Genomic DNA, 13,395 nt, shown 5'->3' on the forward strand with positions numbered 1-13,395 from the left:
CGGGCTGACGAAACCAGCCCGCACCGGGATCTAGTCCCGGCGGCCACGGCCTTCGCTGTCGTCATCGGCGCGGCCGGGAACGGCGTCTTCTCCTTCTGCCAGTTCATCAGGGAGACCTTCGACAATGCCGTGGTGACGGACGTTGTGGCTCTCGTCGGCGTGGGAGGGGAAGTTGTAGGAGGCGCCGGAGGCGTGGTGGGTTTCGGGCCAGCGGGAGGTGATGACCTTGCCGCGGGTGTAGAAGGAAACACCTTCGGGACCGTAGATGTGCTTGTCACCGAACAGTGATGCCTTCCAGCCGCCGAAGGAGTAGTACGCCACCGGGACGGGCAGGGGTACGTTGATGCCGATCATGCCCACGTCCACCGAACGCTGGAACTTCCGCGCAGCGGCGCCGGAGGAGGTGAAGATGGCGGTGCCGTTGCCGTAGGGGTTGGCGTTGATGAGCTTGATGCCGTCTTCGAGGCTGTCCACCCGTACCACCACCAGGACGGGGCCGAAGATTTCCTCCTGGTAGGCGCTCATTTCGGTCTTGACGTGGTCAATCACGGTGGGGCCGACCCAGAAGCCTTCTTCATGGCCCGGGATGACCAGGTCGCGGCCATCGACGACCATAGCGGCGCCCCCCGCTTCGGCTTCGTTAATGGTCTTGACGATGAAGTCTCGCGATTCCGGGCTGATAACCGGGCCCATTTCAGCGTCCGGTGCCGTGCCGTTGTTGACCTTAACATCCAAGGCGCGTTCTTCGACCTTCTTGACCAGCAGATCCGCAGCGTCTCCGACGGCGACTGCGACGGAGATGGCCATGCAACGCTGGCCGGCGGAGCCGAACGCGGCGGCGGCGAGGTGGTCGGCAGCGTTGTCCAGGTCGGCGTCGGGCAGGACGATGGCGTGGTTCTTCGCCCCGCCCAGGGCCTGGACGCGCTTGCCGTGTGCGGTGGCGGTCTCCAGGACGTGCTTGGCGACGGGCGTGGAACCGACGAAGGAGATGCCGTCCACGCCCGGGTGGGTCAGCAGCCCGGACACGACTTCCCGGTCCCCGTGCAGGACCTGGAACACGCCGTCGGGCAGGCCGGCTTCCTTGAAGAGCTTGGCCAGCAGCATGGCAGCTGACGGCACCCGGTGGGAAGGCTTGAGGATGAAGGCGTTGCCGGTGGCGATGGCCATGGGCGCCATCCACAGCGGCACCATCACGGGGAAGTTGAACGGTGTAATGCCTGCAACGACTCCGATGGGCTCGCGGAAGGAGAAGACGTCGATGCCGGTGGAGACCTGGTCCGAGTATTCGCCCTTGAGCAGGGTGGGGATGCCGCAGGCGTATTCGATGACTTCCAGGCCGCGGCCAATCTCGCCCTTGGCGTCGGCGAGGACTTTGCCGTGCTCGGCGGTGATCAACTGCGCCAGTTCCTCGATGTGGGAAGCGACGAGTTCGCGGAACTTGAACAGGACGGCGGTGCGCTTGGCCAGGGAGATGTCACCCCAGGTGTCGGCGGCGGCCCGGGCGATGGCGACGGTGTTGTCCAGGTCGGCCTTGTCTGCAAGGCGCAGCTCTGCCGTGACCTGACCGGTAGCGGGGTTGTAAATGGGCTTGGTGCCGGTTCCGGTGCCCGGCGTCTCGACGCCGTTGATGTAGTGGTTGATGACGTTGGTCGTCGTCGACATGATGTCTTTCCTTTGACTTGGGTTCTTGGACGGTTATGCCGGGCTCACCCGGCGGGTGTGCTCAGCCCAGCAGTTTGCGCTGGCGGTTCTTGTGGTCGACGTAGGTTTGGAAGGCCTGTTTGGTGGATTCCAGTTCGGAGATTTGGGAGACGGGGACGTCCCACCAGGACTCAGAGGACGGTGCGTCCAGGAGGGGGTCGGATTCGATGTGGATCAGGATGGGTCCGCTGCCCTCGGGGGCGGCCTTGGCGTCGCGGATGGCCTGCTCGAGTTCGGCGATCACCTTCTCGCCGGGTTCGATCCGGATGACCTTCACGCCCAGGGACTCGGCGTTAAGGGCCAGGTCCACGGGCAGGGTCTCGCCGTCGTCGAAGCTGTGCTGTTCCTCATTCAGGGCCCGGTACTGGGTACCGAACCGCTGTGAGCCGAGGGATTCGGACAGGGAGCCGATGGAGGCGTAGCCGTGGTTCTGGATCAGGACCACGATCAGCTTGATGCGTTCGGCGACGGCGGTGACCAGTTCGGTGTGCATCATGAGGTAGGAGCCGTCCCCCACCATCACGACGACGTCCCGCACCTGTCCGCCTGACGCGCCTGCCGCCGTCGTACGTGCTGCTTCGGCGATCGCTGCGCGCTTGACGCCCAGACCGCCGGGGATCTCGTAGCCCATGCAGGAGTAGGCGTATTCGACGTGGTAGCCGAACGGGTCCCGGACGCGCCACATCTTGTGCAGGTCACCGGGCAGGGACCCGGCGGCGCAGATGACCACGTCGCGGGCGTCCATGGCCCGGTTGGTGGCGCCGATGATCTCGTTCTGGGCCGGCAGCGGGGTGTACCGGGTGTCGAAGGCCTCGTCCACGGTGGCGTCCCAGCGCTTCTTCTCCGCCGCGACCTTTTGCTCCAGGTCCGCCCCGACCCGGTAACCGTCCAGGGCTGCGTTCAGCTTCACCAGCGCCTTGCGGGCGTCCGCAACGATCGGCAGCGCGGTGCCGTGCTTGTAGGCGTCGATCGGGGCGACGTTGATGTTCACGAAGCGCACGTCGGGGTTCTGGAACGCGGTCCGGGAGGCTGTGGTGAAGTCCTCGTAGCGGGTGCCGATGCCGATGATGAGGTCCGCCTCGGCGGCGATGGCGTTAGCGGCCGTCGTGCCCGTGGAGCCGATGGCGCCCAGGGAGTGCTGGTGGTCCCACGGGAGGACGCCGACGCCGGCCTGGGTGTTGCCCACCGGGATGCCGGTCAGCTCGGCGAACTTGGCGAGTTCGTCGTTGGCGTAGGCGTAGAGGACGCCGCCGCCGGCGATGATCAGCGGACGCTTCGCGGCGCGGATGGCTGCGGCGGCGCGGGCGATGTCTTCGTCGTCGGCGTCGGGGCGGCGGATCCGCCATTCCCGCTCCGCCAGGAACTCGGCGGGGACGTCGAAGGCTTCGGCCTGGACGTCCTGCGGCAGCGAAATCGTGACAGCGCCGGTCTCGGCCGGGTCGGTCAGGACCCGCAGGCCGTGGTGGAACGCGGAGAACAGCTGCTCGGGCCGGTTGACGCGGTCGAAGAACTTGGACAGCGGCCGGAACGCGTCGTTGACCGTCAGGTCGTAGGCGTAGGGCTGTTCGAGCTGCTGCAGCACGGGGTCGGCCGCGCGGGTGGCGAACGTATCGCTCGGCAGCAGCAGGACGGGCAGCCGGTTGGTGGTGGCCAGCGCGGCACCGGTCAGCAGGTTGGAGGATCCCGGGCCGATCGAGGTGCTGATGGCGTAGGTCTGGCGGCGGCGGGTGTGCCGGGCGTACCCGACGGCCTGGTGGACCTGGGCCTGTTCGTTCCGGCCCTGGTAGTACGGCATGATGGCCGGGTCCTGCTGCTGGTACTGCTTCAGGGCCTGGCCCACGCCGGCCACGTTGCCGTGCCCGAAAATCCCGAACATCCCCGGAATGAGCCGCTCCCGGTACTCAACACCGCCCACGGAGTCCACGGTGTACTGCCGGGAAAGGTATTCGACGACGGCCTGCGCCACCGTCATTCTGCGCGTTCCTGTGGTGTGTCCCATGGGAGGCTACTCCGTTACTTCGTTGGGACGGTTGAGAAGAGATGCTGCTGTCGCGACAGCACCGGCGACGTCGCCGTCCTTTGGATACAGCAGGGTCCTGCCGACCGTGAGACCTTGAACACCGGGCAGCGCGAGGGCCGCCTGCCACGAGGCGAACACCTCATCCTGGGAACCTGCCGGGTCACCGCCCAGCAGGACTGTGGGCATGGTGGTGGCGGCCATGACGCGTTCCATCTCCGCCACCACGGGAAGCTTCATCCAGGTGTAGGCGCTGGTGGACCCCAGGCCTTCAGCGATGCCGATCGACTTGATCACCGCATCCGTTGACAGGTCATTTTTGACCTTGCCGTTTTCCCACTTGGACAAAAAGGGCTCCACCATGGCGATGAGCTTCCGCTCGGCAAGCGAGTCGATGGCCTTGGCAGACGCTTCCAGGGTCACCACGGTGTCCGGGTCGCCCAGGCAAATCCGCGTCAGCATCTTCCCGCCGTCCGCACCCAGGGCCTCCAGCGCGGCAGCGGTGTGGCCGGTGAACCTGTCATCGAACTCATTGACCAGCCCGGACAGCCCACCGCGGTTCATAGAACCAAATACGAGCTTGCCCTCAAGGGCGCCCAGCAGCAGCAGGTCGTCCATGACGTCCGGAGAGGCCAGAACGCCATCGACGTGGGGGTTGGCCAGGGCAATCTGCAGCCGATCCAGCAACTGCCGGCGGTCCGCCATGGCGGCGGGGTCATCCCCGACGGCCAGGGCGCCCCGGGCCGGGTGGTCTGCCGCGACGATGAAGTTCTGCTGGCCATACTTCAGGCCGGGGTGCCGGCGGCGGGACTTAGCGGCCCGGGCAACGGCCGAAGGATCTTGAAGCCGAATGGTGCTCAGGTGCTCGTAGCGGCGGGGGTCATCGTCCACGGCGTTGTTTGAGGCGAGGGGTGTGAGGGTCACAGTGCTGCTCCTTCGGGAATGGATGTGCCGGGGACAATACGGCCGCGTTCGGCCAGCAGAGAGGTGACCTCATCCGGCGTCGGCATGGCATCGGCACAGGACAGGCGGGAGGCGACAATGGCACCGGCGGCGTTGGCGTAGTCCAGGACCTGGGCCAGCGGCCAGCCGGACAGCAGGCCGTGGCAGAAGGCTCCGCCGAAGGAGTCGCCTGCCCCCAGACCGTTCAGGGTCTCGACCGGGACGGGGGCGGAGACCACGCGCTCGGTGCGGGTCTTGGCCATCACGCCTTCCGGGCCGAGCTTGACGACGGCGATTTCCACGCCGGCGGCCAGGAGCCGGTCGGCCTGCTCGTCCGGGGTGCCCTCGCCAACCGCCACGGCACATTCCTTGTCGTTGCCGATGGCAACGGTGACGTGCGGGAGGATCTTGGCTACCTCGGCGCGGGCTTCCTCTTCGGAGGCCCAGAACATCGGCCGGTAGTCCAGGTCCAGGATGGTGAACTGCCCGATACGCAGCCGGTCCCTGTCGCGGGCCTCATGGGCGGCGATATGGGCGCTGCGGGACGGTTCCTGTGACAGCCCGGTGACCGTGGACCAGAAAATGCGCGCCTCGCGGATGGCGTCCAGGTCCAGCTCTTCAGCCTTGATCTGCAGGTCCGGGGCGGTGGGAAAGCGGCCATAAAAGTAAAGGGGGAACTCGTCGGTCTCCGGCTTGATGGCGCAGAACGTCGCCGGGGTCTGCAGCCCGACGACCGGTGCTACAAAGGAATCGTCGACGTTGAACTTGCGCAGTTCCCGGTGCAGATACGTGCCGAAGGGGTCGTCCCCAGTGCGGGTGATGACGCCGGTCCGACGCCCGTGGCGGGCGCCGGCAACAGCGACGTTGGACGGTGAACCGCCCAGGTACTTGCCGAAGGACGACACGTCCTCCAGGCCCACACCGATGTCATTCGGGTAGATATCAACGCTGATGCGCCCGATCGTAAGAAGCTCATGGGTCACGGCAATCGCGGACCTTTCTGGGGTGGAAACCATGGAATGAGGAGATGTGGTGGTAAGAGGTATGCCCAGCTCTTGTGCTGAGGAGCCGTGGGTCGGCTGTCCGGGGCATGAGTGGCCCTGCGGCTGGGTGCTTAGTGCTATTTCTTCGGGATGGATAGTTCGCCGGTGACGTATTGGGCGCGGCCGAATCCGAAGGACCAGTCGCCGGGGGTGTTTTCGACGTAACCAATGAAGACGTTTTCGCCGCCGACCCCGACGTCGGACAGCTTGGCGGCGACTGTGGCGAAGAGGGATTGTTTGGCCTGCTGCGACCGGCCGCCTTGGGTGAAAATCTGGATCATCACCACATCCTTTGTGCGTTCAAATCCCAGACCGGCGTCCTGGGCGAAGATCTGCCCGAGCGGGTGTTCGGTGAGGATGTGGAAATAGTCCCGTTCAGGGATGCCGTACTCGGCAAGGATGGCGTCGTGGACGGCTTGGCTCAGGTCGCGGAGTTGTTGCGCGTTCCGGCCTTCGTTGACGTCGATGCGGACGAGAGGCATATGTCTCCTTTGAGGGCTGCCGGTCTTGCTGGAAGGAAGCCAGCAAGACCGGCAGGACTTGTGTGGGGTGGTGCTGGACGGTGTGCCCTGGTGGCGAGCCCCCGGGTGCTAGGCCGAAACGGTCAGTGCCGCGTCTGCGTCTTTCAGGACCTTGGCTGCGACTTTCAGGCCTTCGATGCGGCCCAGCTCGACGTCTTCGTGCTCAATGTTGATGAGCATGTCAGGGTCGACTTCGTGGAGGGCGCGCAGGAATTCGGTCCAGTAGGCGGTGTCGTGTCCCTTGCCGAGGGCGACGAAGTCCCAGGCAGCAGGTTTGGGCCATTCGTTAGCCCATTCGTCACCCCCAAGGTTGGTGCGGTTCTCGTCGGGGGAGAGCCGACGGAAGCGGTTGTCGAGGACACCGTAGACGGCGGCCGTTTCCTTGTTGACGCGCACGTCTTTGGCTGCCGCGTGGAAGACCAGCGGGCCAAGTTCGTGGACGACTGCTACCGGATCCATCTGCTGCCAGAAGAGGTGGGATGCGTCGAGCTCGACGCCCACGTTAGTGGCTCCGGTGAGTTCGATGAGTTTGTAGACGTCGGCCGGGTTGAACACGAGGTTCTGCGGGTGCAGTTCCAAGGCGACCTTGACATTGAGGTCACGGGCCAGCTTGTCGGTTTCCTTCCAGAACTCGGCGGCGACGCCCCACTGGTAGTCCAGGACATCGAGCGCGGCTGAGTTCCACGCGTTGACGATCCAGTTCGGGACGGTTGCTCCCGGCTCGCCGCCGGGCAGGCCGGACATGGTGACGACACTGTTTTGTCCGAGCCGGTTGGCGAGTTTGATGGAACGACGAATGTCTTCGGCGTGCTTGTCGCCGATCGCCCGGTTGGGGTGCAGCGGGTTGCCGTTGCAGTTCAGGCCGGCGATCGAGACGCCGGTGCCTTCGAAAATGGCGAGGTAGTCGTCGCGGGCGGCGTCGCTTTCCAGGATGTCGTCGAAGGTGGGGATGTGCACCGGGGCCAGGAAGCCGCCGGAGTTGATTTCGATGCCGGTCAGGCCGAGGTCGGCGATGACTTTCAGGGCTTCGGGCAGCGGACGGTCGTGCAGGATTGCGTTGTAGACGCCGAGCTTCACAGAGTCACCGTCTTTCCTGAATTGAGGGCGGACTCGGTTACGGCGGCGAGCAGTTCCATGTTGCGGACACCTTCGTCAAAGGTGGCGCAGCGCGGCAGTGATTCTGCCTCGCTCAGGCCCGCGACTTCCTCGAGGAATGCGCGGGACTGGTAAGCGAAGGCGTCGTTCTGGCCGAATCCGACTTCCGGGGCGTCCATGGCCAAGCCGCCGCCGATGTAGGGGTGGCCGGGTCCGAGGATGACCTGGCGGTAGCCGCTTTCGGTGCCGGAGCCGTCGTTGAGGAAAAGCTGGATTTCGGCTGGGCGGCGCTGGTCGAACTTCGCGGAACCGTTCTCGCAGAAAACTTCGAAGTTGAGGCTGTTGGCGTGGCCTGCTGCGACGCGGGAGACTTCAAAGCTTCCGGCGCCCTGCTCGAACTCAGCGTTGAACGCGGCGTAGTCGTCGTTTTCGACGGCTTCAAAGACGTCACTGACGGCGCCGTGATCGTGGCCGATCACGGCGCCCAGCGGCAGCGGCCGCTTGTCGATGGCGGTGGTCAGGCGGCCACCGCTGATGGATTTGATGTCACCGCAGAGGAACTCGGAGACGTAAGCCAGGTGGCTTCCGACGTCAGCAAGGGCGCCGGAGCCCGGACCGCCCCTGTAGCGCCAGCTCATAGGCGCTTCGGGGCTGAAGCCGTAATCGGTCCAGTAGCGGCCGCTGAAGTGGAGGACCTTGCCCAGGGTGCCGTTACGGATGAGGTCGCGGATGTAGGCGATGCCGGGCGTGCGGCGGAAGGTGAATCCAATGCGTGCGATCGATTTGGCGTTGCGGGCTGCATCCGCCATGGCCCGGGCGTCCTTGAGGGTGTCGCTCAGCGGCTTCTCACACAGCACGTGCTTACCGGCAGCCAGGAGGCCTTCGACGACTTCGCGGTGCAGAGAGTTGGCAATGACCACGCTGACCACGTCAATATCGTCGGCTTCGGCGATGGCCTGCCAGGAGGTGTCGTTACGTTCGTAGCCGAAGCGGCGCGCCGCAAGCGACCCAAATTCAGCGTTGACGTCGCCGATGGATACCAGCCGCACGGGCGGCAGTACCGGGTTGTAGAGTGCGGAGGCGGTCCGGAAGGCTGCGGCGTGGGCCTTGCCCGCCATGCCCGCACCGATAACGGCGACTCCAATGTCCTTTGTCATGTGATTCTCCCTTGAAATCCATTGAGGGGCCGGAAGGCAGATCGTCCAGCCCTGGTGCCCTCCTTGGAGCGCTCCAGAAAACACTAGGACTGGTACTTTGTCCTGTCAATGGGGCGGCAAATGTTTCATGACGTCAACGTTCCGTTGGTGCGATAAGGACCCAGAAAGAATTTGTCAGGACCTATAGACAAAGCGGCGCAGCGGATGCAAGGATTCTGGTCAATAAGTTTGGAGCGCTCCTAAAAGGCGCCACAAACCGCGGGACGCGCAGCGCGTCCATCGTTGACAAGGAAGTTGAACGATGAAATATAGCCAACTTGGCCAGACGGACCTCACGGTCTCACAACTGGCGTTCGGAACCGGCCCACTGGGGGAGCTGTTCGGGCCCCTGAGCGAAGCAGACGCCCTCAAGGTCGTCCACGAAGCCCTCGACCTCGGCATCAACTTCATCGACACCTCCCCGTACTACGGAAGCGCCGAAGAGCGGTTGGGAAAGGCCCTGGCCGGCAGAAGGTCAGAGATCATCCTGGGAACTAAGGCCGGGCGGTACGGGTTCGACGATTTCGACTTTTCGCCTGCCCGTATCCGTCGAAGCGTCGAGCAGAGCCTGGAGCTTCTGCGCACCGACTATGTCGATATTCTTCAGTTCCACGACATCGAGTTCGTCCCTCTGGGGCCACTCTTCGAGGATTCTTACGCAGAACTGGTGAACCTCCGGGAGGAAGGCAAGTGCCGCTACATCGGCATGACCGGATACCCGCCGTCCACCATGGGCCGCGCCATGAGGGAAACCGAGCTCGACGTTCTCCTGACCTACTCCCACGCCACACTCTTGGATGACACTCTGGAACGCGAGCTGTCACCCATCGCTGCAGAACGCGGCGTCGGACTTATCAATGCCGCAGCTGTAGCCCTGGGCCTGCTGACCCCGAGAGGCTCCAGCATCGCAATAGAGCATCCGGCAAGTTCGACGATCCGTGAAGCCGCAGCAAAAATGGTCGCCCATGCGGCCAGCCGTGGCGCCGACATCGCCTTCATCGCCAACCAGTACGCCACCCAGCGTTCCGGTTGCGTCACCACGCTGATCGGAACCGGCAAGATCTCGCACCTCCGCTCTGCCGTTGAAGCTACAGACGCTGAAATCAACGACGAGCTCCTTCAGGAGCTGCTCGCATTCCGGCCGGCAATCGAGGACCGTGTGTGGACAAGCGGCCTGCCGGAAAACAACGCGGCCGCTGCAAAGCAGGAAACCTGATGAAAGCCATCGTCTTCGGTGCCGGCTGTGAGCAGTTCACAGAGGTTGCCGAACCTGGACTCGAAGCCGGACACCTGCTGCTCGACGTGGCCTTTTGCGGCATCTGCGGCAGTGACCTCCATGCCGCCGAACCGGACTTCCACTCCGGCACCGTGATGGGCCACGAGTTCTCAGCCATTGTTAGCGGTGTCGGCCCTGAAGTGGAGGGCTGGTCAATCGGCGAACGCGTCTGCGTCAACCCGAATGGCGGCTGGTGCGGCCAGTGCACCTTCTGCATGGCCGGGGAACTGACCATGTGCCGTGCCATTTGGGTGAACGTCATTGGCCTGGCCCAGCCTGGAGGCCTGGCAAGCAAGGTGTCCGTCCCGGCGCGAATGGTCCACCGGCTTCCGGAAACCGTCTCGTTGGAAATGGGTGCATGGGTAGAACCACTTGCGGTTGCCTTGCGGACAGTACGCCGCTCGGAAGCTTCCGTGGGCGACCAGGCCGTCGTGTTCGGTGCCGGCCCGATCGGCCTGCTCGTGACCATGCTGCTTCGCGCTGCCGGCCTCTCAGAGGTCACCGTCGTGGAGACCTCCCTCGAACGCCGAGCAAAGGCCCTGGAGGTCGGAGCTACACATGTTCTCAACCCCACCGAAGTAGATCCTGTGGAGTATTTTTCCAACCCGGCATCAGCCCCCCGCTTCGCGTTCGAGTGCACCGGCGTCGCCCAAGTGACGGACACGGCAATCCGGGTCCTGCGTCCCCACGGTCGGCTCACCGTGACCGGGTTCGCCCGTAAGCCTCCCTCCTACCAGGCAGCCGACCTCCTGTTCAAGGAAATCGAGATCCGCGGCAGCTTCATCTATGTCGAGGAATTCGCGATGGCGATCGACCTCCTTGCCCGCGGCGTCGTCGACGTTAGCCCGCTCATCAGCGGGATCGTCGATCTGCCAGGCGCGATCGACGCATTCACCAATATGCGGTCCTCGCCGTCGGCCGTGAAATACCTCATCAAGCCGTCCTAATACCACTCCTGTCAGCATCAGGTTCAGCAACATCACCCTCTCTCCTCCGGGGCATTGACGCCCCATAACCAAAGGAAAAAACCAATGACCTCTTCAATCTCGATTGGCCGCCTCGGCACCGTGACTGCGCTCGGAGTCGCTGCCGCCCTCAGCTTCACGGCCTGTGCATCAACTTCCACTCCGGGAAGCAACAGCAGCGGTGGCGGCACGACCATTGGGTACGCCGGTTCCAAGCTCACCGACCCGTTCCAGATTGCGCTGACGAAGGCGACGCAGGATGAAGCGTCGAAGCAGGGCGTGAACCTGCTGCCCCCGACGAACGCCAACTCCGATCCTGCCAAGCAGGTCAGCGATGTGCAGACAACTTTGTCGAAGAGCCCCAAGGCCTTGATCGTCAACCCGGTCGATGCCAAGGCGATTGTCCCGGCGATTCAGAAGGCCAACAATCAGAAGGTCCCGGTAGTTACGGTCGACCAGGCCCCGGACAGCGGCAACGTGGCGATGATTGTGCGCGCTGACAACGTCGCCATGGGCAAACAGGCCTGCGAGCAGATGGGCAAAGCACTCTCGGGGCAGGGGACCGTTCTTGAACTTCAGGGTGACCTCAGCTCTGCCAACGGACGCGACCGTAGCACCGGCTTCGGCGACTGCATGAAGTCCTCATTCCCCGGCATCACCGTCGTTTCAAAGCCCACCAACTGGGAGATGGACAAGGCAACCAACGCCGCCCAGACGCTATTGAGCTCCTCCAGCGTCAACGGCATCTTCATGGCCAGCGACTTCTTCGTCCCCGGCATCCAGAAGGTGCTGCAGGACCTGAATCGCCTCCAGCCGGCAGGATCGGCCAACCACGTTACCCTGGTCGGCATCGACGGAACCTCGGATGCACTGGACATGATCCGCAAGGGCTACCAGGACGCCACCATCGCCCAGCCCTTGAACGACTACGCCAAGTACAGCGTGAAGTACGCCAATGAAGCAGCCTCAGGCAAGACGTTCAGCGAAGGGGCCACCGATCACGGCAGCACCATTTCCAAGAACTCCGCCGGTCAGCTGGCCGACTCGTTGCCCTCCCCGGTGGTGACCAAGGCCAACGTTGACGACAAGACCCTGTGGGCCAACCAATGAGCACGACGACACAACCCGCTCTGCGGATCGACGGGGTCAGCAAACGCTTCGGAACAACGCTGGCACTGGACGACGTATCTCTCATCATTGACCGCGGAGAAGTACGTGCCCTTCTGGGCCGCAACGGTGCTGGAAAATCCACCCTCATCTCCATGATCACCGGCCTGCTGACCCCTGACGGAGGAACCATCGGATTCCCCGGCAGTGTCGACGCCGGCGGAGTGCAGGACAACGTCGCCTGCGTGTACCAGCACAGCACCCTCGTCCCGGACCTCACCGCCGCAGAAAACATCTCCCTCGGCACCTACCCGACCACCAAGGCGGGTCTGGTCAACTGGCAGGCAATGCGCCTCAAAGCCACGAGGCTCCTCGAGGAATGGGGAATCGGGGAAATAACGGACATGCCCGTCGCCGAACTCGACCCGCTCCACCGCAAAATCGTCGAGATCTGCCGGGCCGTCAGCAGCGGCGCACGCATCCTCCTCCTCGATGAACCCACCGCAGGCTTGGACGGGGACGCCACCCGAACCCTCTTCGAAAGACTGGGAGAAATGCGCGACCGCGGCATCACCGTGGTCTACGTATCGCACTACCTCGAGGAAATCTTCGAAGTCTGCGATTCGGTGACCGTCCTCCGTGACGGGCGCGTCGTTCACACCCGGAATCTCGAAGGCCTGACCGTCCGGGACATCGTTGAGGCCATGGTCGGTGGTGCGGTCGATGCCGCGGCCGAGACCAGCGGAACCCCCGTCGACCCCTCCACGCTGGGCGCACAGCCCATCCTGACCGTGACCGGCCTCGAAATCGGGGACATCGTCAAGGACTTCAACGTCTCCATCCGGCCGGGGGAGTGCGTTGGCCTGGTCGGGCTGGACGGCTCGGGAATCTTCCAGGTCGCTGACGCCCTCGCCGGCCTGCTTCCGGCCACCTCGGGAACAGTAGAGGTGGCTGGTCGCAGCGTTTCAACCGGCAATGTCGGCAAAGCCATTAACTCCGGGATCGGGTACCTGCCCGGCGACCGGCATGACGCCGGGTTCATCCCGGAGATGGCCAACGAAGAGAACGCCACCCTTACTATCCTGGGGAGGCTCCGGAACTCCTTGCGGTTGATCAATGGGGGACAGCGGCGGAACGTTTACGGGGATTTGGCGAAGAAATGGGAGATCAAGGCACGGTCCGGCTCCCAGGCGACGATCGAACTCAGCGGCGGCAACCAACAAAAAGTCGCACTGGCGCGGACCTTCGCTTCCGATCCGAAAGTGCTCATCCTGGTCAACCCGACTGCAGGCGTCGACGTCGCAGCCAAGGGATCGATCGTGGCATCGGTGACCAACGCCGTGCGCGGAAATGACCGCGCCGGTCTCATCGTCTCCTCGGATGAAAGCGAATTCTCCGGCTGCTCCCGCCTGCTGGTCATGTTCCGTGGCCGTCTCGTAGGCGAACTTACCGCTCCCTGGACAGAAAGCGACCTCGCAGCCGCAGTCCAGGGCGACGTCGCACTTGCATGAAACGCCCCCAGCAAAACTTGA

At 64.1% G+C, this 13,395-nt stretch carries 10 protein-coding genes and 1 pseudogene; 4 read left to right on the forward strand and 7 right to left on the reverse strand.

Features of this window, described 5'->3' with window-relative positions:
• Positions 1–159: 159 nt before the first annotated feature.
• From DC347_RS11050 to DC347_RS11080, 7 genes and pseudogenes are all read right to left on the reverse strand, one after another.
• Positions 160–1,662: pseudogene (locus DC347_RS11050) on the reverse strand (CoA-acylating methylmalonate-semialdehyde dehydrogenase); the annotation flags it as partial.
• 61 nt (positions 1,663–1,723) lie between these two features.
• Positions 1,724–3,673: a 3D-(3,5/4)-trihydroxycyclohexane-1,2-dione acylhydrolase (decyclizing) gene (iolD, locus tag DC347_RS11055; RefSeq protein ID WP_109045467.1), complete on the reverse strand. Its 1,950-nt coding sequence runs from the start codon at positions 3,671–3,673 to the stop codon at positions 1,724–1,726.
• 33 nt (positions 3,674–3,706) lie between these two features.
• Entirely contained in the window at positions 3,707–4,642 is a 936-nt protein-coding gene (locus tag DC347_RS11060; RefSeq protein ID WP_109045468.1) for a deoxyribose-phosphate aldolase, read from the reverse strand.
• On the reverse strand, positions 4,639–5,643 hold the full coding sequence (gene iolC, locus DC347_RS11065; protein ID WP_109045469.1) for a 5-dehydro-2-deoxygluconokinase: 1,005 nt from the start codon (positions 5,641–5,643) through the stop codon (positions 4,639–4,641). The genes DC347_RS11060 and iolC overlap by 4 nt, the downstream gene beginning before the upstream one ends.
• Positions 5,644–5,780: 137 nt before the next feature.
• Positions 5,781–6,185, reverse strand: coding sequence for a tautomerase family protein (locus DC347_RS11070; protein WP_109045470.1), 405 nt, complete (start codon positions 6,183–6,185; stop codon positions 5,781–5,783).
• Positions 6,186–6,293: 108 nt separating this feature from the next.
• Positions 6,294–7,301, reverse strand: coding sequence for a sugar phosphate isomerase/epimerase (locus DC347_RS11075; protein ID WP_109045471.1), 1,008 nt, complete (start codon positions 7,299–7,301; stop codon positions 6,294–6,296).
• A complete protein-coding gene (locus DC347_RS11080) occupies positions 7,298–8,476 on the reverse strand; it encodes a Gfo/Idh/MocA family protein (protein ID WP_109045472.1) in 1,179 nt (392 codons plus the stop codon). Before DC347_RS11080 ends, DC347_RS11075 begins: the two co-directional genes overlap by 4 nt.
• Before the next feature lie 301 nt (positions 8,477–8,777).
• Here DC347_RS11080 and DC347_RS11085 point away from each other — a divergent pair, with 301 nt between their 5' ends.
• The 4 genes from DC347_RS11085 (at position 8,778) to DC347_RS11100 (ending at position 13,374) form a co-directional block, all read left to right on the forward strand.
• Positions 8,778–9,731, forward strand: coding sequence for an aldo/keto reductase (locus DC347_RS11085; protein WP_109045473.1), 954 nt, complete (start codon positions 8,778–8,780; stop codon positions 9,729–9,731).
• Positions 9,731–10,738 (forward strand): zinc-binding dehydrogenase, encoded by a 1,008-nt coding sequence (locus tag DC347_RS11090; protein ID WP_109045474.1) that lies wholly within the window; start codon positions 9,731–9,733, stop codon positions 10,736–10,738. The genes DC347_RS11085 and DC347_RS11090 overlap by 1 nt, the downstream gene beginning before the upstream one ends.
• 84 nt (positions 10,739–10,822) lie before the next feature.
• The gene (locus tag DC347_RS11095; protein ID WP_109045475.1) at positions 10,823–11,866 is read left to right on the forward strand and encodes a sugar ABC transporter substrate-binding protein; all 1,044 of its coding nucleotides are present in this window, start codon (positions 10,823–10,825) and stop codon (positions 11,864–11,866) included.
• Positions 11,863–13,374: a sugar ABC transporter ATP-binding protein gene (locus DC347_RS11100; RefSeq protein ID WP_109045476.1), complete on the forward strand. Its 1,512-nt coding sequence runs from the start codon at positions 11,863–11,865 to the stop codon at positions 13,372–13,374. The genes DC347_RS11095 and DC347_RS11100 overlap by 4 nt, the downstream gene beginning before the upstream one ends.
• Positions 13,375–13,395 lie beyond the last annotated feature (21 nt).

The organism is Pseudarthrobacter sp. AG30, assembly GCF_003116525.1.
Classification (GTDB): Bacteria; Actinomycetota; Actinomycetes; order Actinomycetales; family Micrococcaceae; genus Arthrobacter.

Bases quoted from the DNA above. Each gene is read 5' to 3' on its own strand.
- DC347_RS11100 (WP_109045476.1), top strand. From the start codon at position 11,863: ATGAGCACGACGACACAACCCGCTCTGCGGATCGACGGGGTCAGCAAA.
- DC347_RS11070 (WP_109045470.1), bottom strand. From the start codon at position 6,185: ATGCCTCTCGTCCGCATCGACGTCAACGAAGGCCGGAACGCGCAACAA.
- DC347_RS11095 (WP_109045475.1), top strand. From the start codon at position 10,823: ATGACCTCTTCAATCTCGATTGGCCGCCTCGGCACCGTGACTGCGCTC.
- iolD (WP_109045467.1), bottom strand. From the start codon at position 3,673: ATGACGGTGGCGCAGGCCGTCGTCGAATACCTTTCCCGGCAGTACACC.
- DC347_RS11090 (WP_109045474.1), top strand. From the start codon at position 9,731: ATGAAAGCCATCGTCTTCGGTGCCGGCTGTGAGCAGTTCACAGAGGTT.
- DC347_RS11085 (WP_109045473.1), top strand. From the start codon at position 8,778: ATGAAATATAGCCAACTTGGCCAGACGGACCTCACGGTCTCACAACTG.
- DC347_RS11080 (WP_109045472.1), bottom strand. From the start codon at position 8,476: ATGACAAAGGACATTGGAGTCGCCGTTATCGGTGCGGGCATGGCGGGC.